The sequence below is a fragment of the Burkholderia sp. Ax-1724 genome (assembly GCF_011752995.1).
In the GTDB taxonomy this organism is placed as follows: domain Bacteria; phylum Pseudomonadota; class Gammaproteobacteria; order Burkholderiales; family Burkholderiaceae; genus Paraburkholderia.
Genome location: NZ_VWWL01000029.1, coordinates 36,452 through 57,693, shown reverse-complemented (window position 1 = coordinate 57,693; position 21,242 = coordinate 36,452). Strand labels below are relative to the sequence as shown.

Below are 21,242 nucleotides of genomic sequence, written 5' to 3'. Positions count from 1 at the left end.
AAATGCTTAGGAGACTGAATGATGAGTCATAGCGAAAGTACGTCCACGGCCTCGCGGCGGCTCGAAGGCGAATTCGACTACATCATTGTCGGCGCCGGCACTGCGGGCTGCGTGCTGGCGAACCGGCTCACCGGAGATCCCGACGTCAGCGTGCTGCTGCTCGAAGCGGGCGGCAAGGACGATTACCACTGGATTCACGTGCCGGTCGGCTACCTGTATTGCATCGGCAATCCGCGCACGGACTGGCTCTACAAGACGCAGGCGGAAGCGGGACTCAATGGCCGCGCGCTGTCGTATCCGCGCGGGCGCGTGTTGGGCGGCAGTTCGTCGATCAACGGCATGATCTATATGCGCGGCCAGCGCGAGGACTACGACGAGTGGGCGCGCGTGACCAATGACCGTTCGTGGTCGTGGGATGCGGTGCTGCCGGTCTTCAAACGCAGCGAAGATCACCACGGCGGCGCCAACGAATCGCACGGCGCGGGTGGCCCGTGGCGTGTCGAAAAGCAGCGCCTGAAGTGGCAGATTCTCGAAGAGTTCGCGCAAGCCGCGCAGCAAACCGGCATTCCCGCAACGGACGACTTCAATCGCGGCGACAACACCGGTGTCGGCTATTTCGACGTCAACCAGAAGCGCGGCATTCGCTGGAATGCGTCGAAGGCGTTTCTGCGGCCCGCCGTGAAGCGGCCGAATCTCACGGTCATGACCGGCGCGCATACGCAGCGGGTCGTGTTCGAGGGACGCCGCTGCACGGGCGTCGAATATCGTGGCGGCGAGGTCGACTATCTCGCCCGGGCGCGTTGCGAAGTCATTCTTGCCGCGGGCGCGGTCAACTCGCCGCAACTGCTCGAACTGTCCGGCGTCGGCGATGGCGCGCGTCTTCAGAAGCTCGGCATCGAGGTCGTTCACGATCTGCGCGGCGTTGGCGAAAATCTGCAGGATCATTTGCAGCTGCGTATGGCTTATAAAGTCGAAGGCGTGCGCACGCTCAACACGATGACCGCGCACTGGTGGGGCAAGCTCATGATCGGCATGCAGTACGCGTTGTTCCAAAGCGGGCCGATGTCGATGTCGCCGTCGCAACTCGGTGCGTTCGCCAGGTCCGATCCCGACGATCGTTCGCTCACACGCCCCGATCTCGAGTACCACGTGCAGCCGCTTTCGCTCGATCGCTTCGGCGAGCCGCTGCATCGCTTCAATGCATTCACGGCGTCGGTGTGCCAATTGCGTCCCACGTCGCGCGGCAGTATCCATATTGGATCGGCCGACGCATCGGCGCCGCCGTTGATCGCGCCGAACTATCTCTCCACCGATTACGACCGCCACGTCGCCGCGAACGCATTGCGTCTCACGCGCCGCATCGCCGCGGCGCCCGCGCTTGCGCGCTATCGGCCGCAGGAGATTCTGCCGGGCATCCAGTATCAAAGCGAAGCCGAGTTGCAGCAGGCCGCGGGCGCGGTCGGCACGACGATCTTCCATCCGGTCGGCACCTGCCGTATGGGCACGAGCGACGATCCCGCCGCGGTCGTCGACAACCGCCTGCGGGTTATCGGCGTCGAGGGCTTGCGTGTCGTCGATGCGTCGGTGATGCCGAACATCACGTCGGGCAACACGAATTCGCCGACGCTGATGATCGCCGAGCGCGCGAGTGCGATGATTCGCGAAGATCGCCGCGCACGCGCAAGCGGCAGCATGTCCGCGCAAAACAGCATGTCTGCGCCTCTGTCGGCGCTGTGATGGACGTGTCGCTTGCGCACGGCGACCGCTCGGTCCACTTTCACTAAGTGCAAATCCCAATGAATGCGCTGCATCATTGGCGCGACAATGATAGCCATGCTGCGTGCTGTGCCATGGATTACCGTCCGGATTGGTGCAGTACGCCAACGATCGGCAAGGGGGTGCCGTCGTTCATAAAACGTCGCGCGGAGCTTCGCGCGAAAAGATCGTAGTGCTTCGCCTAACTCCGTATGGAAGGGAACATGATTCTCGGCGATACGATTCTCGAAACGCGCGGCCTCACCCGTGAGTTCAAAGGCTTTGTTGCCGTGAACGGCGTGAACCTGCGCGTGCGCCGTGGTTCGATCCATGCGCTGATCGGCCCCAACGGAGCAGGCAAGACCACCTGCTTCAATCTGCTCACCAAATTTCTCGAACCCACCGCGGGTCAGATCGTTTTCAACGGTGTCGATATCACCAGCGAACGTCCCGCGCAGATCGCGCGGCGCGGCATCATCCGTTCATTCCAGATTTCTGCGGTATTTCCGCATCTGACGGCATTGCAGAACGTGCGCGTCGGTTTGCAGCGCTCGCTCGGCACCGCATTTCACTTCTGGAAGAGCGAGCGCACGCTGCGGCGCCTGAACGATCGCGCGATGGACCTGCTGACCCAGGTCGGTCTGACCGATTTCGCCGACGTGCTGACGGTCGAACTTGCCTACGGCCGCAAGCGCGCGCTCGAAATCGCCACCACGCTCGCGATGGAACCGGAATTGATGCTGCTCGACGAGCCGACCCAAGGCATGGGCCACGAAGACGTGGACCGCGTGACCGCGCTCATCAAGAAAGTATCGGCCGGCCGCACGATCCTGATGGTCGAGCACAACATGAACGTGATCGCCGGCATCTCCGATACGATCACCGTGCTGCAACGGGGCGAGGTGCTGGCCGAAGGCAGCTACGCGGAAGTGTCGAAGAATCCGCTCGTGATGCAAGCCTACATGGGCAGCGCCGACGCGGCGCTCGCCGGAGCCCACGCATGAATACGACGGTCGAGCGCGAAGGGCTCGAAGCGAGCACAACGAAAAACGGCGCAGCCGCGCTGGAAATCGCGGGACTGCAAACCTGGTACGGGGAATCCCACATTCTGCACGGCGTCGATCTGACGGTCGGCCGCGGCGAGGTCGTCACGCTGCTCGGGCGCAACGGCGCGGGCCGCACCACGACGCTGCGCGCGATCATGGGCCTCACGGGGCGCCGCACGGGTTCGATCCGGATCGGCGGACGCGAAACGATCGATCTGCCCACGCATCGCATCGCGCACTGCGGCATCGGTTACTGCCCCGAAGAGCGCGGCATTTTTTCGAGCCTGTCGTGCGAGGAAAATCTGCTGTTGCCGCCGCCCGTCGGCGACAAGGCGCACATGATGTCGCTCGAGGAAATCTATGCGATGTTCCCGAATCTGTACGAGCGGCGCATGAGCCAGGGCACGCGGCTCTCGGGCGGCGAACAGCAGATGCTCGCGGTCGCGCGGATTCTGCGCACGGGTGCGAATCTGCTGCTGCTCGACGAAATCTCGGAAGGGCTCGCACCCGTGATCGTGCAGGCGCTCGCGCGCATGATCGTCACGCTGAAGGCGCGTGGCTACACGGTCGTGATGGTCGAACAGAACTTCCGTTTTGCCGCGCCGCTCGCCGATCGTTTCTATGTGATGGAGCACGGCACGATCGTCGAGCATTTCGCGGCCCGCGAACTCGAAGGCAAGATGCCGGTGCTGCACGATTTACTCGGTGTATAGACCCCCATGCGGGCGTACTCGCGGAAATCTTCCGCATGCGTCCGCTTGCCTCTGATAACCACAAGCGAACAACCTGGAGACACGCATGAAAAAGAACCCACTCGCACGGCTTGCCTCATTCTGTTTCGCGGTTGCCGCCGGCACTGCGCTAACGTTCGGGGGCGCGCAAGCGGCCGACGATGCCGTGAAGATCGGCTTCATCACCGACATGTCGGGCCTGTACGCCGATATCGACGGGCAGGGCGGTCTTGAGGCGATCCGCATGGCGGTGGCCGACTTCGGCGGCAAGGTCAACGGCAAGCCGATCACGGTGCTGTACGCGGATCACCAGAACAAGGCGGACATCGCCGCGTCGCGTGCGCGCGAATGGTTCGACCGCGATGGCGTCGACATGCTGATCGGCGGCACGAACTCGGCGACCGGGTTGTCGATGAACACCGTCGCGGGCGAGAAGCACAAGGTCTACATCAACATCGGCGCCGGCGCCGATACGCTGACCAACGAGCAATGCACGCCGTACACGGTTCACTACGCCTACGACACGACGGCGCTCGCCAACGGCACGGGCTCGGCCGTGACGAAGCAGGGCGGCAAGACGTGGTACTTCCTGACGGCCGACTACGCGTTCGGCAAGGCGCTCGAAAAGGCCACCTCGGACGTCGTGAAGGCGAACGGCGGCCAGGTGCTCGGTTCGGTGCGGCATCCGCTCTCGGCGTCGGACTTCTCGTCGTTCCTGTTGCAGGCGCAGGCCTCGAAGGCGCAGATTCTCGGCCTCGCGAATGCCGGCGGCGATACGGTCAACGCGATCAAGGCCGCGAAGGAATTCGGCATTCCGAAGACAATGAAGATCGCCGCGCTGCTGATGTTCATCGACGACGTGCACAGCCTCGGTCTCGAAACCACGCAAGGTCTCGTGCTGACCGACAGCTGGTACTGGAACAAGGATGCCGAGACACGCAAGTGGTCGCAGCGCTACTTCGACAAGATGAAGAAGATGCCGTCGAGCCTGCAGGCCGCCGACTACTCGGCGACGATGAACTACCTGAAGGCGGTGCAGGCGGTCGGCTCGACCGACCCGGACAAGGTGATGGCGCAGCTGCGCAAGACGAAGATCGACGACTTCTACGCGAAGGGCTACATCCGCCAGGACGGCAGCATGATCCACGACATGTACCTGATGCAGGTGAAGACGCCGGCCGAATCGAAAGAACCGTGGGACTACTACAAGATCATGGCGACGATCCCGGGCGAGCAGGCGTTCACGACCAAGGCGCAAACGCGCTGCGCGTTGTGGAAGTAAGCGCGGGCCAGAAGAAAGAAGTCGCGGATAGCGGCACCTGAGACGCTCGCGGGGGCCTTCCGTTGTTCGTGAACGAAACGCCGTGCGTGTTGCTGTTGCGTTGAATGGCAGCGCGGCGCGTACGTGCGGCGTTTTCGTGAGCATGAGCAACGGCGGCTCAAACGGCCCGGACGTTTTGCGTGCCGCGCAGCGGGCGCTGTTTGCCGCATCGTGCGCGCGACCGGTCTCACTTGACGATGGTTTGAAGGGCGAAGGGCTTCAATGGATATCTTTGGCGTTCCGCTTCCGGCGATGCTGAGCCAGCTTCTGCTCGGGCTCGTGAACGGCTCGTTCTACGCGATTCTGAGCCTTGGGCTGGCGGTGATTTTCGGCCTGCTCAACGTGATCAACTTCGCGCATGGCGCGCTGTTCATGCTCGGCGCGATGCTCGCGTGGATGGGGCTGTCGTATTTCAATCTGCCGTACTGGGTGATGCTCGTGCTCGCGCCGCTGATCGTCGGGCTGTTCGGCATTGCGATCGAGCGCACGATGCTGCGCTGGCTCTATAAGCTCGATCATCTATACGGCCTGCTGCTGACGTTCGGGCTCACGCTTGCGATCGAAGGCATCTTCCATTCGATCTACGGGTCGTCGGGCCAGCCGTACGACGTGCCTTCGGCGCTTACCGGCGCGACCAATCTCGGCTTCATGTTCCTGCCGAACTATCGCGCGTGGGTTGTCGTCGCGTCGCTCGTCGTGTGCTTCGCGACGTGGTTCGTGATCGAGAAGACGCGGCTTGGCGCGTATCTGCGCGCGGGCACCGAAAACCCGAAGCTCGTCGAGGCGTTCGGCGTCAACGTGCCGCTGATGATTACGCTGACCTACGGCTTCGGCGTCGCGCTCGCGGCGTTTGCCGGCGTGCTCGCCGCGCCGGTCATCCAGGTCTCGCCGCTGATGGGCCAGCCGATGATCATCACCGTGTTTGCGGTGGTCGTGATCGGCGGGATGGGGTCGATCATGGGCTCGATTCTGACCGGCCTCATGCTCGGTGTGATCGAAGGGCTCACGCGCGTGTATTACCCCGAGGCGTCGGCGACCGTCGTCTTCGTGATCATGGCGCTCGTGTTGCTCGTGCGCCCGGCGGGCCTCTTCGGCAGGGAAAAATGATGCAGAGAAAAGTCCTCTACGGTCTGCTGCTGATCGTGCTGCTCGCGGTGCCGGTGCTTGGCATCTATCCGCTCTTCGTGATGAAGGTGCTGTGCTTCGCGCTGTTCGCGGCCGCCTTCAATCTGTTGATCGGCTATACGGGGCTGCTGTCGTTCGGACATGCGATGTTTCTCGCCTCGGCCGGCTACGCGACCGGCTATGCGATGCAGACGCTCGGGTTTTCGCCGGAGCTCGGGGTGCTGACCGGCACCGCGACGGCGACGCTGCTCGGGCTCGTCGTCGGCTTCTTCGCGATTCGCCGCCAGGGCATCTACTTCGCGATGGTGACGCTCGCGCTCGCGCAGATGGTGTACTTCGTGTTCCTGCAGGCGCCGTTCACGCATGGCGAAGACGGTCTGCAAGGCGTGCCGCGCGGCAAGCTGTTCGGCGTGCTCGGTCTTTCGTCGGACGTCGCGCTCTATTTCGTCGTGCTCGCGGTGGTCGTGGCGGCATTCCTGTTGATCGTGCGGATCGTCCATTCGCCGTTCGGGCAGGTGCTCGTCGCGATCAAGGAGAACGAGCCGCGCGCGGTGTCGCTCGGCTACGATACCGATCGCTTCAAGCTGCTGGCGTTCATTCTGTCGGCCGGCCTCGCGGGTCTTGCCGGCTCGCTGAAAGTGTTGGTACAAGGTTTCGAGACCTTGAGCGATGCCTATTGGACCATGTCCGGTCTCGTCATCCTGATGACGCTCGTGGGTGGTATGGGTACGCTGTTCGGGCCGTTGCTCGGCGCCGCGCTGATCGTGTCGCTCGAAGACCGGCTCGGCGATATCGGTGCCGCGCTTGCCTCGATGACGGGCGTCGACTGGTTCCGCTCGCTCGGCGAATCGGTGACGATCGTCACGGGGCTGATTTTCATTGCGTGCGTGCTGGCGTTCCGGCGCGGTATCGTCGGCGAAATCGTCGCGCGCGTGCGGCCGTTGCGTGCATAATCGAGCCTGGCTTGATGCAGTGCGATATGAGATTGCTTCGACATCCGATCTAATTCGGGCAGGCTAAAAATCCAATGAAACAACGGCTTTCATAAGCAGGTCGCATAATGTGCAGACGAAACGCGCCGACGTGCGTCAATTCGGTGCCGCAGTGCACCACTAGGGTAATTGCTAGTTGTTACCGGTAGAGGCGTCGTTTAATCTTTACGCAGTTCTGATGCACCACGAATTTGCAGGTGGAGAACGAGGAGACAATTGAGGCACTCAGTGCCCAGACGAAAGCGCTGTTGGATTGATATCCAACAGCGCTTTTTATTTGTGCTTTTCGAACGCGCTTTCGACAAGCCGCGCCGGGATAATCGTTGAATCGGGCCGTTATTTTTGTTCTGCGAGAACACCGCATTTAAGCGCTACAACCCTGCAAAACGCTTGCGGCACGGCGCGCGCGTCCGCTAAACTCGCTTTTCACCGACCACTGGGTTGGCATTTAAATCCGCGGATTTAAATTCAGTTGAATAACGGGGTTAATAGAGGAGCAGGATGAAGTCGGCATTACGTTGGATCAGCGCGGCATTGGTCGCCACCGGAGTATCGGCTGCCTGGAGCGGCCATGCATTCGCAGATGTGAAAATCGGCGTCACCGTGTCGGCTACGGGGCCGGCCGCTTCGCTCGGCATTCCGGAGAAGAACACGATCGCGCTGCTGCCCAAGGAGGTCGCGGGCCAGAAAATCGATTACATCGTGCTCGACGACGCGACCGATTCCACCCAAGCGGTCAAGAACGCCCGCAAGCTCACCAGCGAAGATCACGTCGACGCGCTGATCGGCTCGACCGTCGTGCCGAACTCGCTCGCCATGATCGACGTCGCCGCCGAAACGTCCACGCCGATGATCTCGATGGCCGCCGCCGCGGGCATCGTCGAGCCGATGGACGCGAAGCGCGCCTGGGTCTTCAAGACGCCGCAGAACGACATCCTGATGGCGACCGCGATCGCGCAGCACATGGCGAATCACGGCGTGAAGACGGTCGCGTTCATCGGTTTTGCCGACGCATACGGCGAGAGCTGGTTCAAGGAGTTCAGCAAGGCCGCCGATCTCCAGAAGATCAAGGTCGTCGCGAACGAGCGTTTTGCGCGCAACGACGCGTCGGTCACGGGCCAGGTGCTGAAGATGATGTCGCAGAACCCGGACGCGGTGCTGATCGCCGGCGCCGGCACGCCGGCCGCGCTGCCGCAGAAAACGCTCAGGGAGCGCGGCTACAAGGGCAAGTACTATCAGACGCACGGTGTCGCGAACAACGACTTCCTGCGCGTGTGCAGCAAGGATTGCGAGGGCACGTGGCTGCCGGCCGGTCCGCTGCTCGTCGCGGATCAACTGCCCGATTCGAACCCGGTGAAGAAGACCTCGCTCGCGTACAAACACGCGTATGAAGCCGCTTATGGCGTGGGCTCCGTGTCGACGTTCGGCGGCCATGCGTGGGACGCGGGCCTGCTGTTGCAACAGGCGATTCCGCTCGCGCTGAAGAAAGGGCAGCCGGGCACGCCGGCGTTCCGCGAAGCGCTGCGCGCGGCGCTCGAAGGCACCAAAGACATGCCCGCATCGCACGGCATCTTCAACATGAGCGCGAACGATCACGCCGGTCTCGATCAGCGAGCGCGTGTGATGGTGCAGATCGTCGACGGCAAGTGGAAGCTGGCCGGCGACTGAGCGAAGGCAAAACGCCACGAAGCCTCATCGAAAAGACGCGTGCAGTTGACGCGTCTTTTTTTATTGCCCGTGCGGTGGCGCGCATCGCGAGAGAAGTGTGGTTCCGTTGCTTCAGGACAAACCCGCATTCGGCCCATGCGCTATTGACCGTCGATCATGCAGAACGCAATCTACTAGCATATTAGTGGTTAAAAAAGAGGAAATCGCGCCGCAGAAAGTGCGACAGTCCGAGGCAGCAGGATCGTGCAGGTGAGAGGAGCGGCATCGAACAGAACGGGCAAGGTATTCGCATCGAGCAGGGAAAACCATGCTTGGCACGCGCGCACCCAGGCCCGATAACTTGATCACGCACCGGGCCCGTCGAGCCGGCTCATAGATACGCGCTTCAAGGCGTTTGGAGACTCGTAATGAAGAAGACAAGGCAATGGGTACGCACGGGCATCGCAATGGCGCTGATGTGCGGCGCGGGTGCGGCGTTCGCGCAGGTGAAGATCGGCGTGACGCTGTCCACTACGGGGCCGGCCGCATCGCTCGGGATTCCCGAGAAGAACACGATTGCATTGCTGCCGAAGGAGATCGGCGGCAAGAGCGTGCAGTACATCGTTCTCGACGACGGCTCGGACACCAGCGAAGCCGTGCAGAACACGCACAAGCTGATCGACGAAGACCATGTCGACGCGATCATCGGCTCGACTGTCACGCCGAATGCGCTCGCGATGCTCGATCCCGCCGCCGAAGGCAAGACGCCGGTGATCTCGCTCGCGGCATCGGCGGCGATCATCGCGCCGATGGACGCGAAGCGCGCGTGGGCCTTCAAGCCGCCGCAGAACGACAGCCTGATGGCCGACGCCATCGCCGATTACATGCAGCGCCACGGCGTGAAGACGGTCGGCTTCATCGGCTTTTCGGATGCCTACGGCGATAGCTGGAACACGACCTTCGACGCCGCCGCGAAAGCCCACAATCTGAAGGTCGTCTCCAACGAGCGTTTTAACCGCACCGATGCATCGGTGACGGGCCAGGTGCTGAAGACGATGAGCGCGAATCCCGACGCGGTGCTGATCGCGGGCTCGGGCACGCCGTCGGCGCTGCCGGCCAAGACGCTCAAGGAGCGTGGCTACAAGGGCAAGATCTATCAGACGCACGGTGTTGCGAACAACGACTTCCTGCGCGTGTGCGGCAAGGATTGCGACGGCGAGTTGCTGCCGGCCGGTCCGATTCTCGTCGTCGATCAGCTGCCCGATTCGAACCCGGTGAAGAAGTCGTCGGAAGCCTATAAGAACGCGTACGAGAAGGCGTATGGCGCGGGTTCGGTCGCCACCTTCGGCGGTCACGCATGGGATGCGGGCCAGATGCTGCAGGCCGCGATTCCGGTCGCGCTGAAGACCGCTCAGCCGGGCACGCCCGAGTTTCGCTCGGCGCTGCGCAGCGCGCTCGAAAACCTCAAGGAACTGCCGGTGTCGCACGGCATCATGAACACCACGCCGACCGACCACAACGGCCTCGACCAGCGCGCACGCGTGATCGTGCAGATCGTCGACGGCAAATGGAAGCTGCAGAACGACTGAAAATAATCCATCAGGATAAAAAGCGGTACGCGCCTCTCGCGCAATCTGCGGTGCATGGCACCGCATTGCCATGTGTTCGACGACAATGGCAACGACCGCCGCGCCGCATCCCGGCGCGGCGGTTGTCTTTTCAGACATGGCATGCAGGTTGATGGACGGCCACGCGCCGTGCTATCACGACTGTTTTCCGGTTTTTCGATTTTGACGCTTCAGGACGAGGAAGTATGGATCTATCAATTGCGGCGATCCTCGCGCAGGACGGCATTACCACCGGCGCAATCTACGCGCTGCTTGCGCTTGCGCTGGTGTTGGTGTTTTCCGTGACGCGGGTGATCTTCATACCGCAGGGGGAGTTTGTTTCGTATGGCGCGCTGACGCTCGCCGCATTGCAGACGCAGAAGTTTCCGGCCACCTGCTGGCTGCTGATGGCGATGGGCGCGGCGTGTTTTGTCGTCGAGACGGCGGCGACGTTGCGGCATGCCGAGCGGCGCCGTCATGCGGCGCGCACGCTGCCCGTGCTGGCAGGGAAGTATCTGCTGTTCCCGATCGCCGTCTATGCGCTCACGCGTGGCCTCTTCATGCAGCCGCTGCCGATGATCGTGCAGATCGCGCTGACGCTCTTGATCGTGATTCCGATGGGGCCGTTCGTTTATCGGCTCGCCTATGAGCCGATCGCGGAAGCGACCACGCTGCTGCTGCTGATTGTCGCAGTGGCCGTGCATTTCGCGATGGTCGGTCTCGGCCTCGTGATGTTCGGCGCGGAAGGCTCGCGCACCAACGCGTTTTCCGATGCGACGTTCAACGTCGGCAGCCTGTCGATCTCCGGGCAAAGCCTGTGGGTGATCGGCACGGCGGTCGTGCTGATCGGCGCGCTGTATCTGTACTTCGATCGCTCGATCTCGGGCAAGGCGCTGCGCGCGACCTCGGTGAACCGGCTCGGCGCGCGCCTCGTCGGCATCGGCACGACGCAGGCGGGGCGCCTCGCGTTCACGCTCGCGGCGGGGCTCGGCGCCTTGTGCGGCATCCTCGTCGCGCCGCTCACGACGATCTACTACGACTCGGGCTTCCTGATCGGTCTGAAGGGCTTCGTGGGCGCGATCATCGGCGGTCTCGTCAGCTATCCGCTCGCGGCAGCGGGCTCGATTCTCGTGGGTTTGCTGGAGTCGTATTCGTCGTTCTGGGCGAGTGCTTATAAGGAAGTGATCGTGTTCACGCTCATCATCCCGGTGCTGCTGTGGCGCAGTCTTGCGAGCCCGCATGCCGAAGAGGAAGAGGAGTGACGCGATGAAACGGATCATGCAAAAGAAGTTCTTCTGGTTGTTCCTCGTGGTGCTGTTCGCGTTGCCCGTGCTGCCGCATCCGATCCACGTGCCCGAGTACTGGGTCACGCTGCTCAACTACATCGGGCTGTATGCGATCGTCGCCATCGGCCTCGTGCTGCTGACTGGCATCGGCGGCATGACGAGCTTCGGGCAGGCCGCGTTCGTCGGCATCGGCGCCTATGCGACCGCGTATCTGACGACGAGCTACGGCGTGTCGCCGTGGCTTGCGTTGATCGCCGGCATCATCGTGACCGCCCTGGTCGCGCTGATGCTCGGTCTCGTGACGATGCGCTTGTCCGGCCACTTCCTGCCGCTCGGCACGATCGCCTGGGGGCTCGCGCTGTTCTACCTGTTCGGCAATCTCGATATGCTCGGCAAGTACGACGGCATCAACGGCATCCCGGTGCTCAATGTTTTTGGGATAAACCTCGAGTCCGGCCGCCATATCTACTACCTGATCTGGGCGGTCGTGCTCGGCGCGGTCGTCTCTGTTCAGAATCTGCTTAATAGCCGGCCGGGCCGCGCGATCCGTGCGCTGCGCGGCGGCGGTCTGATGGCCGAGGCGATGGGCGTCAATACCGGCTGGATGCGCGTCGTGATCTTCGTTTATGCGGCGGTGCTCGCGTCGGTGTCGGGCTTTCTGTATGCGCATCTGCAACGCGCGGTGAATCCGACGCCGTTCGGCCTCAACCACGGCATCGAGTTTCTGTTCATGGCGGTGGTGGGCGGCGTTTCGCATGTGTGGGGCGCGGTGCTCGGCGCAGCGATCCTGACCGTGCTGCAGGATTATCTGCAAACGCTGCTGCCGAAGCTGCTCGGCGAGAACGGCAATTTCGAAGTGATCGTGTTCGGCATTCTGATGGTGCTGCTGTTGCAGTACGCGCGACAGGGCGTGTGGCCGTTCGTCGCGCGCTTTTTCCCACGCGGGTCGCATGCGCATCTCGCCGATCACGCGGAGCCTCTACCGCAGCGCAACAAACCGCAAGCCGGCGAAAACCTGCTGACGGTGAACAAGGCGCGCAAGCAGTTCGGCGGCCTCGTCGCGGTGAACGACGTGAGCTTCGAAGTCAAAGCCGGGCAGATCATCGGACTGATCGGGCCGAACGGCGCCGGCAAATCGACCACCTTCAATCTCGTGACCGGCGTGCTTCAGGCGACGAGCGGCGAGATCACGTTTCGCGGCGAGCGTATCGATGCGCTCAGTTCACGTGAAATCGTCAAACGCGGGATCGGCCGTACGTTCCAGCACGTCAAGCTGCTGCCGGGCATGACGGTGCTGGAGAACGTCGCGATCGGCGCGCATCTGCGTGGTCATGCGGGCGTGTGGCGCAGCATCGTGCGCTTGAATCGCGCGGAAGAGGCGCGCTTGATGGCCGAGGCGGCCCGGCAGATTCGCCGCGTCGGTCTCGAGCAGCATATGTATGACGAGGCGGGTAGCCTCGCGCTCGGACAGCAGCGGATTCTCGAAATCTCTCGCGCGCTGTGCTGTGATCCGACGCTGCTGTTGCTCGACGAACCGGCCGCCGGTCTGCGGTATCAGGAAAAACTGCAACTCGCCGATCTGCTGCGTCGCCTGAAAGCGGAAGGAATGAGTGTGTTGCTGGTCGAGCACGATATGGATTTCGTGATGAATCTCACCGACCGGCTTGTGGTCATGGAGTTCGGGACGCGGATCGCGGAAGGTTTGCCGCAGGACGTGCAGCAGGACCCGGCGGTGCTTGAAGCGTATCTGGGCGGGGTGGAGTGATGGAGAACACAATGACGACGGGTGTAGCGGCCGCGGCGCCGATTCTCGACGTGGACGGTCTATCGGTCCGTTACGGCAAGGTCGAGGCGCTGCACGGCGCGGCGATCCGGGTGCGGGCAGGACAAATCGTTTCGGTGATCGGTCCGAATGGCGCGGGCAAGTCCACGCTGCTGAACGCAATCATGGGCGCGTTGCCGGGCACCGGCCATGCGAAGGGCGCGATCAACTATCGCGGCGAGGACGTCAGCGCGATACCGGTCGAGAAGCGGGTCGCACGCGGCATGTGTCTGGTGCCGGAAAAGCGCGAGCTATTTGCGTCGATGACGGTCGAAGATAACCTCGTGCTCGGCGCTTACCGGCGCAAGCGGGCAGGGGAGCGGAATTTCCTCGATCAGCTTGAACCGGTGTTCGAGCTGTTTCCACGACTGAAGGAGCGCCGCAAGCAGGAAGCTGGCACGCTGTCAGGTGGCGAGCGGCAGATGCTGGCGGTCGGTCGCGCGCTGATGGGCAAGCCCGATCTGCTGATGCTCGACGAGCCGAGCCTCGGTCTCGCACCGCTGATCGTGAAGGAGATTTTCCACATCATCAGTGCGCTGCGGCAGACGGGTGTTGCCACGCTGCTGATCGAGCAGAACGCACGCGCCGCGCTGCAAATTTCCGACTACGGCTATGTACTCGAAACCGGCGAGTTGGCACTCGAAGGACCGGCAGCGGATCTCGCACAGAATCCGCGCGTGATCGAAACCTATCTTGGCCTGGCGAAAAAAGTGGCGTAGCACAGCACCTTTTCTGCTGATGGCGGTCTTTTAAGCGGTGTGTTTCACGTGAAACACACCGCTTTTTTTATTCGTTAGCCATTCGGACGAAATTCGGGCCGAAACTGAACCCGTTATAATTCGCCCATACATTTTCCTTTGAGGCTCACGCGACGATCTGGCGTGAGATCCCGCGATGCTTTTTCCCACAGAATTTGACGTAATCGTCGTTGGCGGCGGTCATGCCGGCACCGAAGCCGCTTTGGCATCGGCGCGCATGGGTAATAAGACACTGCTCTTGACCCACAACATCGAAACCCTTGGGCAGATGAGCTGCAATCCGTCGATCGGCGGCATTGGCAAAGGCCATCTGGTCAAGGAAGTCGACGCGCTCGGCGGCGCCATGGCGGCCGCCACCGACGAAAGCGGCATCCAGTTCCGTATCCTGAACTCGTCGAAGGGGCCGGCGGTGCGTGCGACGCGCGCTCAGGCCGACCGCGTGCTCTATAAGGCGGCGATCCGTCATCGTCTGGAAAATCAGCCGAATCTGTGGCTGTTCCAGCAGGCCGTCGACGACCTGATGGTCGAGGGCGACCGCGTGGCCGGCGCCGTTACGCAAGTGGGCATCCGTTTCCGCTCGCGCGCCGTGGTGCTGACTGCGGGTACGTTCCTCGACGGCAAGATTCACGTCGGTCTGAACAACTACACCGGTGGCCGCGCGGGTGATCCGGCTGCGGTTTCGCTGTCCGCACGCCTGAAGGAGCTGAAGCTGCCGCAGGGACGGCTCAAGACTGGTACGCCGCCGCGTATCGACGGCCGTACGATCGATTTCTCGCAACTCGAAGAGCAGCCGGGCGATCTGGACCCGGTGCCGGTGTTTTCGTTCCTCGGGCGCGTCGAGCAGCATCCGCGGCAAGTGCCGTGCTGGGTCACGCATACGAATCAGCACACCCACGACATTATTCGTAGCGGCCTCGACCGTTCGCCGATGTACACGGGCGTGATCGAAGGGGTCGGGCCGCGCTATTGCCCGTCGATTGAGGACAAGATTCACCGTTTCGCGTCGAAGGAATCGCATCAGATTTTCCTGGAACCGGAAGGGCTGACGACCAACGAGTTCTACCCGAACGGGATTTCCACGAGCCTGCCGTTCGACGTGCAGCTCGAACTGGTGCGTTCGATGCGCGGTTTGGAGCATGCGCATATCCTGCGACCCGGTTATGCAATCGAGTACGACTATTTCGATCCTCGCGGATTGAAGGCATCGCTGGAAACCAAGGTGATTAGCGGGCTGTTCTTCGCAGGGCAGATCAACGGGACGACTGGCTATGAAGAGGCGGCGGCGCAGGGCATGCTGGCCGGTATCAATGCCGGTTTGCACGTTCAGGGCAAGGACGCATGGTGCCCGCGTCGCGATCAGGCCTATCTGGGCGTGCTGGTCGACGATCTGGTCACGCGCGGGGTGTCCGAGCCGTACCGGATGTTCACAAGCCGTGCCGAATACCGCCTGAGCCTGCGCGAAGACAACGCCGACATGCGCCTGACCGAGATCGGCCGCGAGTTGGGCGTGATCGATGACGCCCGTTGGGACGCGTTCAGCCGCAAGCGCGACGCTGTTTCACGTGAAACAGAGCGCCTTCGTACGACGTGGGTCAATCCTAAGACGTTATCTGCCGACGAAGCGACGGCACTGCTCGGCAAGCCGATCGACCACGAATACAGCCTCGCGGACTTGCTCCGTCGACCGGGCGTGAGCTACGACGGCGTCTGCGGCTTGCGTAGCGGCACGTGCGGTGCGCCCGAAGTGCTCGCCGAAGACGACGTACTGCTCGCTCAGATCAAGGAGCAGATCGAGATCGGCATCAAATATCAGGGCTACATCGATCGCCAGGCCGATGAAATCGAACGCAACGAGGCGCACGAAAACACGCGTCTGCCGGAAGGGCTCGACTACGCAGAGGTTCGCGGGCTGTCGTTCGAGGCACGCCAGAAGCTGACGCAGTTCCGGCCGGAAACGATTGGCCAGGCATCCCGTATCTCGGGCATCACGCCGGCGGCTATCTCGTTGCTGATGGTTCATCTGAAGCGAGGCCTTGGGCGGCGTCCGGCGAAGCCCGCCGAACCCGGCACCGACAGCAAGCCGGTGGTGCAATGACGGCAGGGCAGAGGGGTATCGATCAGCAGGCCCTGGCGTCGCTGCTGGCGGATGGTGTCCGTGAGCTGGGCCTCGACCTGAGCGACGTTCAGCAACGCAAGCTGCTTGATTACGTCGCCCTGTTGGCGAAGTGGAATAACGTCTACAACCTGACGGCGATTCGCGATCCGCGGCAAATGCTGGTCCAGCATATTCTCGATTCTCTTTCGATCGTGCCGCATCTCGCGCCGCTCGGCCCGTCTTCTGTGCTCGACGTCGGTTCGGGCGGCGGCTTGCCCGGGATCGTGCTGGCAATCGTACTGCCCGAATGGACCGTCACCACGAACGATATTGTTCATAAAAAGACGGCTTTCCAGGCTCAGGCGAAGGCCGAGCTGGGTCTCGCGAATCTGTCGGTCGTGACGGGACGCGTCGAGACATTGCGGCCCGGCGCCGAAGTACCGGCAAAGTTCGACGTAATCGTTTCGCGCGCATTCGCAGAACTCACGGATTTCGTTACACTGGCCCGTCACCTGGTTGCGGAGCAGGGCGCGATCTGGGCGATGAAGGGCGTGCAGCCGGACGGTGAAATCGGGCGTCTGCCGGCGGGCGCCCACGTGGAACGGATCATCCGGCTGAACGTGCCGTCGCTCGACGCCGAACGGCACCTGATCAAGGTTCGGCTGGGCGCGGAAAGCTGACGGCCACTCCCACGGCGACCCGCATCCTCAACGATCTTCACTTCATCAAGCAGCAAAAGGGACACACCAACGATGGCAAAAATCTTCTGCGTTGCGAACCAGAAGGGTGGTGTCGGCAAGACCACCACCACAGTCAATCTGGCCGCGAGCCTGGCAGCGCAGGGACAGCGAGTTCTTCTCATCGATCTGGACCCGCAGGGCAATGCCACGATGGGGAGCGGCATCGATAAGGCCGAATGTACGAACACTGTCTACGAAGTGCTCGTGGATAACGTGTCCGTGGCCGATGCGCGCGTGCGGCCGGAAGCGGTCGGCTACGATGTGTTGCCCGCGAATCGCGAACTCGCGGGCGCCGAGGTGGAACTGGTCAGCATGCAAAATCGCGAGCGTCAGTTGAAGGTGGCGCTTGCGGCGGTCGAGAGCGAATACGACTTCGTGTTGATCGATTGCCCACCCGCATTGTCGCTGCTCACGCTCAACGGGCTGTGCTCCGCGCATGGCGTCGTGATCCCGATGCAGTGCGAATACTTCGCGCTCGAAGGCCTGTCCGACCTCGTCAATACGATCAAGCAGGTTCACGCCAATCTGAACCGTGACCTGAAGGTGATCGGTTTGCTGCGCGTGATGTTCGATCCGCGCATCACATTGCAACAGCAGGTTTCGGATCAACTGAAAGAGCATTTCGGCGACAAGGTGTTCGACGCGGTGATCCCGCGCAACGTACGGCTTGCCGAGGCGCCCAGCTATGGGCTGCCCGGCGTGGTGTTCGACAGGGCGTCGCGTGGCGCGCAGGCCTACGTGCAGTTCGGCGCGGAAATGATTGAGCGGGTGCGCGCATTGAACGACGCGCCCCAAGCATCCTAAGTGGATCGAGGAAGCACGATGAACGCAGTAGCAAGAAAGAAAGGATTGGGCCGCGGTCTGGAGGCATTGCTCGGCGGCACCGCGGATATCACCGAGGCGGTGGCGATCGAGGGTGCGCCGAACGTGCTACCGCTCAGCAAGATGCAGGCCGGCAAATACCAGCCGCGCACGCGCATGGACGAGGGCGCGCTGCAGGAACTCGCGGCCAGCATCCGCGCGCAGGGGCTGATGCAGCCGATTCTGGTGCGCCCGATCTCCGCGGACAAATACGAGATCATCGCCGGTGAACGACGTTTCCGTGCCGCACGCCTTGCCGGCCTTGAAGAGGTGCCGGTGCTCGTGAAGGACGTGCCGGACCAGGCCGCCGCCGCGATGGCGCTGATCGAGAACATTCAGCGCGAAGATCTGAATCCGCTCGAAGAAGCGCAGGGCATCCAGCGTTTGCTCGACGAATTCCACTTCACGCACGAGCAGGCGGCGGAATCGGTTGGCCGCTCGCGCAGCGCGGTGTCGAATCTGCTGCGTCTGCTCAATCTCGCGGCGCCGGTGCAAACGATGCTGCTCGCCGGAGATCTCGACATGGGCCACGCTCGCGCGTTGCTCGCCGTCGATGCCGCGACGCAGATCACGCTGGCCAACCAGGTCGTCAACAAACGCCTCTCGGTGCGCGAGACCGAAAAGCTCGTCGCGATGACGACGAAGACGACGCCCACGGTCAAGGCCCGCGCGAATCCGGATGGCGGGCGCGATACGCGGCGTCTCGAAGAGGAACTCTCGGACCTGCTGGCGTCGACCGTGAAAATCAAACTCGGCCGGCGTGGCCGTGGCCAGGTGCTCGTGGACTTCGGCGATCTCGACGCCCTAGAAGGCATTCTTGTCCGCTTGCGCGGCAATGCCAACGTCTGACCGACGATCAATGAGGGTAGGGCGCTGCGGTTCCGGGCGCCCTCGAACCTTGCCTCGTGAATCGTTTTTTGACTAACGAACATGCTTTCCAATTATCATGGATTCCTGAATAGTATCGGCCAAATAATCAGCCATGCCAGGTTTGAGTGGGCTGCAATGGTAGATCGACGGCCACGGCAATCCTTACGGCCTGCTATCGCAAGCGGGCAGATACACTCGCGTAAACATGTTCCCCGCATAGACGCTGCCAGCACGAAACGGCGCCAGTTCTCCCCGAAAAAAACCGCATTTGTTGCATTTCCGAGACGTCTGCCATAACGTCGAAACAGCCTGCCGGCAAGCTTCGATCCATGCGATCGGGAGCCATGGTTTTGTCGTCCCACGCCTGCCTTACATTTGACGTGTTTCGCGCTGCCAGCAAGCGTTTTACCGTATCGTGGGCCCAAGTTTCACGCCGTTATAGCGCGGCCTAAAGTCTTGAATTGCCTGCAACTATCGCTTACAATCGCCCGGATTTAATTGCACGGCAACCCCGTAAGCGCTGCGTAAGCTCGCGGGCTGGAAAGAGACTTTCGGAACATTGCGATGGCGGTCAAAACGTCGAATCTGTCGCCGAAGAATGGGCACGACGAACACCGCGCAGAACGCTCCGCTTCCGATGCGTCCTCCAGCCGGCAGTTCGACCCGGCCGAAGCATGGGATGACGGGCAGGAAGATAACAACATCGTTCCGCTCACGCGGGCCGAGGCAGAAAAGCTGTTTGGTCCTGACGTGGGTCGTCCATCGCGGGTGACGCCTTTCAGGGTCGTTGCGGCGCAAGTGGTTTTGTCCCTGGTTGCTACGCTGGCGTGGTGGCTGTTTTATAAGCCGCCGGGCGCTGCTGCGCTGTCCGCGTTCCTGGGGGGAGCGATCTGTTGGGTGCCGGGCGCGTTGTTCGCGGCACGTTTGATAAAGCAGCGCGGCGTCGAGACAGTGATGAGCTGGATGATCGGCGAAGCGCTCAAGATGGGGACAACGATCGCGATGTTTGTAGGCATCGCCTTCTGGTATCACGATGTGCGCTGGATTCCGCTGCTCGTGACCTACCTCATCGCGCTGAAGACTTACTGGATTGCCTTGGCGTGGCGCTAAGGTAGCAGTACCAAAAATAGCAGCACGAAGAATTTAAGGCCGGCGCGTGGCGTCGGCACGGGTGTGCGGATGAGACAGGGCCTGCACCCGGCGCGTTCCCGCAATAGAGTATTTCGGCGGGAACGGCCTCAAACGATTTTCGACAATTTGGGTGGCTTTAACGATATGGCAGCTAGCGAAGGCACGCGAGCAATGGACCCGTCCGAGTACATTGCGCACCACTTGCAGAACTTTTCCACCGCGCACCAGACGTCGATTTTCGACATCCACGTGTGGAATCTGGACACCCTCTTCTGGTCGATCGTTTGCGGCCTGGTCACCATCTTCGTGCTGCATCTCGCTGCCCGCAAGGCAACGTCCGGCGTGCCGGGCCGTTTCCAGTGCGCGATCGAAATGCTCGTCGAAATGGTCGAGGATCAATCGAAGGCGATGATCCACGGCTCGCGTACTTTCATCGCTCCGCTCGCGCTGACCGTGTTCGTCTGGGTCGCGCTGATGAACTCCCTCGACTTTATTCCCGTCGACCTGCCGGGCCGCGTGATCGGCTGGCTGGGTCTGTCCGAAGTGATTCCGCACCACCGCATCGTGCCGACCGCCGACCTGAACGGCACCATCGGCATCGCACTCGGCGTGTTCGTGCTGATGATTTACTACAACTTCAAGATCAAGGGCGTCGGCGGCTTCGTGCATGAACTGCTGTCTGCTCCGTTCGGCGCGCATCCGCTCCTGTGGATCCCGAACCTTGCACTGAACATCATCGAGTTCGTCGCGAAGACGGTCTCGCTCGGCATGCGGCTGTTCGGCAACATGTATGCGGGCGAACTGTTGTTCCTGCTGATTGCCCTGCTCGGCAGCATCTGGAGCTTCGGCGCGGACACGACGGTGCTTGGCTTCATCGGCCACGTGATCGCCGGCAGCGTGTGGGCAATTTTCCACATCCTGATCGTTCTGCTGCAGGCGTTCATTTTCATGATGCTGACGCTGGTGTACATCGGCCAGGCACACGACACGCACTAACCTGCGCGGTCGGTAAAAGAATCGTAGTTTTTCAAATCCCAGTTCCAACCAGTTCTAAAAGACTTTTCACAAAGGAGTGATCATGCAAGCTTTCATCGCCAACATCCAGGGTCTGACCGCCATCGGTATCGGCATCATCATCGGCCTGGGTGCAATCGGCGCCTGTATCGGTATCGGTCTGATGGGCGGCAAGTACATCGAAGCATGCGCCCGTCAGCCGGAACTGATGAACCCGCTGCAAACCAAGATGTTCCTGCTGGCTGGTCTGATCGACGCGGCGTTCCTGATTGGCGTTGGTGTGGCAATGCTGTTTGCGTTCGCGAACCCGCTGCTGTCGAAGCTGGCAGGCTGAGGTTCCTCGGAGGTTTGCGTCTGAGCTATAACTGGTAAAGGCGCAGGGCGGAACGGGTACTGGGGCGCTGATCGAACACAGAATCGATGAGCGCCTTGCCGTTTCAC

General features: G+C 62.0%; 18 protein-coding genes. All 18 read left to right on the top strand.

Annotated elements, in window-relative coordinates; genetic code table 11:
- Nucleotides 1–21: 21 nt before the first annotated feature.
- The 18 genes from F3J19_RS28285 to atpE all read left to right on the top strand — a co-directional run bounded on the left by F3J19_RS28285 (nt 22) and on the right by atpE (nt 21,135).
- The gene (locus F3J19_RS28285) at nt 22–1,737 is read left to right on the top strand and encodes a GMC family oxidoreductase N-terminal domain-containing protein (RefSeq protein ID WP_167049136.1); all 1,716 of its coding nucleotides are present in this window, start codon (nt 22–24) and stop codon (nt 1,735–1,737) included.
- 242 nt (nt 1,738–1,979) lie between these two features.
- Nucleotides 1,980–2,759 (top strand): ABC transporter ATP-binding protein, encoded by a 780-nt coding sequence (locus F3J19_RS28280; RefSeq protein ID WP_167049081.1) that lies wholly within the window; start codon nt 1,980–1,982, stop codon nt 2,757–2,759.
- Nucleotides 2,756–3,514 (top strand): ABC transporter ATP-binding protein, encoded by a 759-nt coding sequence (locus F3J19_RS28275; protein ID WP_167049079.1) that lies wholly within the window; start codon nt 2,756–2,758, stop codon nt 3,512–3,514. Before F3J19_RS28280 ends, F3J19_RS28275 begins: the two co-directional genes overlap by 4 nt.
- A gap of 85 nt (nt 3,515–3,599) precedes the next feature.
- Nucleotides 3,600–4,814 (top strand): ABC transporter substrate-binding protein, encoded by a 1,215-nt coding sequence (locus F3J19_RS28270; RefSeq protein WP_167049077.1) that lies wholly within the window; start codon nt 3,600–3,602, stop codon nt 4,812–4,814.
- 261 nt (nt 4,815–5,075) lie between these two features.
- A complete protein-coding gene (locus F3J19_RS28265; RefSeq protein ID WP_167049075.1) occupies nt 5,076–5,960 on the top strand; it encodes a branched-chain amino acid ABC transporter permease in 885 nt (294 codons plus the stop codon).
- Nucleotides 5,960–6,931, top strand: coding sequence for a branched-chain amino acid ABC transporter permease (locus tag F3J19_RS28260; protein WP_167049134.1), 972 nt, complete (start codon nt 5,960–5,962; stop codon nt 6,929–6,931). The genes F3J19_RS28265 and F3J19_RS28260 overlap by 1 nt, the downstream gene beginning before the upstream one ends.
- A gap of 540 nt (nt 6,932–7,471) precedes the next feature.
- Nucleotides 7,472–8,638 (top strand): ABC transporter substrate-binding protein, encoded by a 1,167-nt coding sequence (locus F3J19_RS28255; RefSeq protein ID WP_167049073.1) that lies wholly within the window; start codon nt 7,472–7,474, stop codon nt 8,636–8,638.
- Nucleotides 8,639–9,045: 407 nt separating this feature from the next.
- Entirely contained in the window at nt 9,046–10,206 is a 1,161-nt protein-coding gene (locus tag F3J19_RS28250; RefSeq protein WP_167049071.1) for an ABC transporter substrate-binding protein, read from the top strand.
- 224 nt (nt 10,207–10,430) lie between these two features.
- Nucleotides 10,431–11,486, top strand: coding sequence for a branched-chain amino acid ABC transporter permease (locus F3J19_RS28245; RefSeq protein ID WP_167049069.1), 1,056 nt, complete (start codon nt 10,431–10,433; stop codon nt 11,484–11,486).
- A 4-nt stretch (nt 11,487–11,490) separates the two neighbouring features.
- Nucleotides 11,491–13,275 (top strand): branched-chain amino acid ABC transporter ATP-binding protein/permease, encoded by a 1,785-nt coding sequence (locus tag F3J19_RS28240; RefSeq protein ID WP_167049067.1) that lies wholly within the window; start codon nt 11,491–11,493, stop codon nt 13,273–13,275.
- Nucleotides 13,275–14,051: an ABC transporter ATP-binding protein gene (locus tag F3J19_RS28235; protein ID WP_167049065.1), complete on the top strand. Its 777-nt coding sequence runs from the start codon at nt 13,275–13,277 to the stop codon at nt 14,049–14,051. Before F3J19_RS28240 ends, F3J19_RS28235 begins: the two co-directional genes overlap by 1 nt.
- A 175-nt stretch (nt 14,052–14,226) precedes the next feature.
- Nucleotides 14,227–16,185: a tRNA uridine-5-carboxymethylaminomethyl(34) synthesis enzyme MnmG gene (gene mnmG, locus F3J19_RS28230; protein ID WP_167049063.1), complete on the top strand. Its 1,959-nt coding sequence runs from the start codon at nt 14,227–14,229 to the stop codon at nt 16,183–16,185.
- On the top strand, nt 16,182–16,865 hold the full coding sequence (gene rsmG, locus F3J19_RS28225) for a 16S rRNA (guanine(527)-N(7))-methyltransferase RsmG (protein ID WP_167049061.1): 684 nt from the start codon (nt 16,182–16,184) through the stop codon (nt 16,863–16,865). Before mnmG ends, rsmG begins: the two co-directional genes overlap by 4 nt.
- Nucleotides 16,866–16,937: 72 nt before the next feature.
- Nucleotides 16,938–17,729: a ParA family protein gene (locus tag F3J19_RS28220; protein WP_167049059.1), complete on the top strand. Its 792-nt coding sequence runs from the start codon at nt 16,938–16,940 to the stop codon at nt 17,727–17,729.
- Nucleotides 17,730–17,747: 18 nt separating this feature from the next.
- Nucleotides 17,748–18,635: a ParB/RepB/Spo0J family partition protein gene (locus F3J19_RS28215; RefSeq protein WP_167049057.1), complete on the top strand. Its 888-nt coding sequence runs from the start codon at nt 17,748–17,750 to the stop codon at nt 18,633–18,635.
- A gap of 585 nt (nt 18,636–19,220) precedes the next feature.
- On the top strand, nt 19,221–19,766 hold the full coding sequence (locus tag F3J19_RS28210) for an ATP synthase subunit I (protein WP_167049055.1): 546 nt from the start codon (nt 19,221–19,223) through the stop codon (nt 19,764–19,766).
- Between the two features lie 165 nt (nt 19,767–19,931).
- Nucleotides 19,932–20,783, top strand: a complete 852-nt coding sequence (gene atpB / locus F3J19_RS28205) for a F0F1 ATP synthase subunit A (RefSeq protein WP_167049053.1) — start codon at nt 19,932–19,934, stop codon at nt 20,781–20,783.
- A gap of 82 nt (nt 20,784–20,865) precedes the next feature.
- Nucleotides 20,866–21,135, top strand: a complete 270-nt coding sequence (atpE, locus tag F3J19_RS28200) for a F0F1 ATP synthase subunit C (protein ID WP_007180033.1) — start codon at nt 20,866–20,868, stop codon at nt 21,133–21,135.
- Nucleotides 21,136–21,242 lie beyond the last annotated feature (107 nt).

Excerpts from the sequence above, each read along its gene's own strand:
- F3J19_RS28285 (WP_167049136.1), top strand. The coding sequence starts at position 22 with ATGAGTCATAGCGAAAGTACGTCCACGGCCTCGCGGCGGCTCGAAGGC.
- F3J19_RS28280 (WP_167049081.1), top strand. The coding sequence starts at position 1,980 with ATGATTCTCGGCGATACGATTCTCGAAACGCGCGGCCTCACCCGTGAG.
- F3J19_RS28275 (WP_167049079.1), top strand. The coding sequence starts at position 2,756 with ATGAATACGACGGTCGAGCGCGAAGGGCTCGAAGCGAGCACAACGAAA.
- F3J19_RS28270 (WP_167049077.1), top strand. The coding sequence starts at position 3,600 with ATGAAAAAGAACCCACTCGCACGGCTTGCCTCATTCTGTTTCGCGGTT.
- F3J19_RS28265 (WP_167049075.1), top strand. The coding sequence starts at position 5,076 with ATGGATATCTTTGGCGTTCCGCTTCCGGCGATGCTGAGCCAGCTTCTG.
- F3J19_RS28260 (WP_167049134.1), top strand. The coding sequence starts at position 5,960 with ATGCAGAGAAAAGTCCTCTACGGTCTGCTGCTGATCGTGCTGCTCGCG.
- F3J19_RS28255 (WP_167049073.1), top strand. The coding sequence starts at position 7,472 with ATGAAGTCGGCATTACGTTGGATCAGCGCGGCATTGGTCGCCACCGGA.
- F3J19_RS28250 (WP_167049071.1), top strand. The coding sequence starts at position 9,046 with ATGAAGAAGACAAGGCAATGGGTACGCACGGGCATCGCAATGGCGCTG.
- F3J19_RS28245 (WP_167049069.1), top strand. The coding sequence starts at position 10,431 with ATGGATCTATCAATTGCGGCGATCCTCGCGCAGGACGGCATTACCACC.
- F3J19_RS28240 (WP_167049067.1), top strand. The coding sequence starts at position 11,491 with ATGAAACGGATCATGCAAAAGAAGTTCTTCTGGTTGTTCCTCGTGGTG.
- F3J19_RS28235 (WP_167049065.1), top strand. The coding sequence starts at position 13,275 with ATGGAGAACACAATGACGACGGGTGTAGCGGCCGCGGCGCCGATTCTC.
- mnmG (WP_167049063.1), top strand. The coding sequence starts at position 14,227 with ATGCTTTTTCCCACAGAATTTGACGTAATCGTCGTTGGCGGCGGTCAT.
- rsmG (WP_167049061.1), top strand. The coding sequence starts at position 16,182 with ATGACGGCAGGGCAGAGGGGTATCGATCAGCAGGCCCTGGCGTCGCTG.
- F3J19_RS28220 (WP_167049059.1), top strand. The coding sequence starts at position 16,938 with ATGGCAAAAATCTTCTGCGTTGCGAACCAGAAGGGTGGTGTCGGCAAG.
- F3J19_RS28215 (WP_167049057.1), top strand. The coding sequence starts at position 17,748 with ATGAACGCAGTAGCAAGAAAGAAAGGATTGGGCCGCGGTCTGGAGGCA.
- F3J19_RS28210 (WP_167049055.1), top strand. The coding sequence starts at position 19,221 with ATGGCGGTCAAAACGTCGAATCTGTCGCCGAAGAATGGGCACGACGAA.
- atpB (WP_167049053.1), top strand. The coding sequence starts at position 19,932 with ATGGCAGCTAGCGAAGGCACGCGAGCAATGGACCCGTCCGAGTACATT.
- atpE (WP_007180033.1), top strand. The coding sequence starts at position 20,866 with ATGCAAGCTTTCATCGCCAACATCCAGGGTCTGACCGCCATCGGTATC.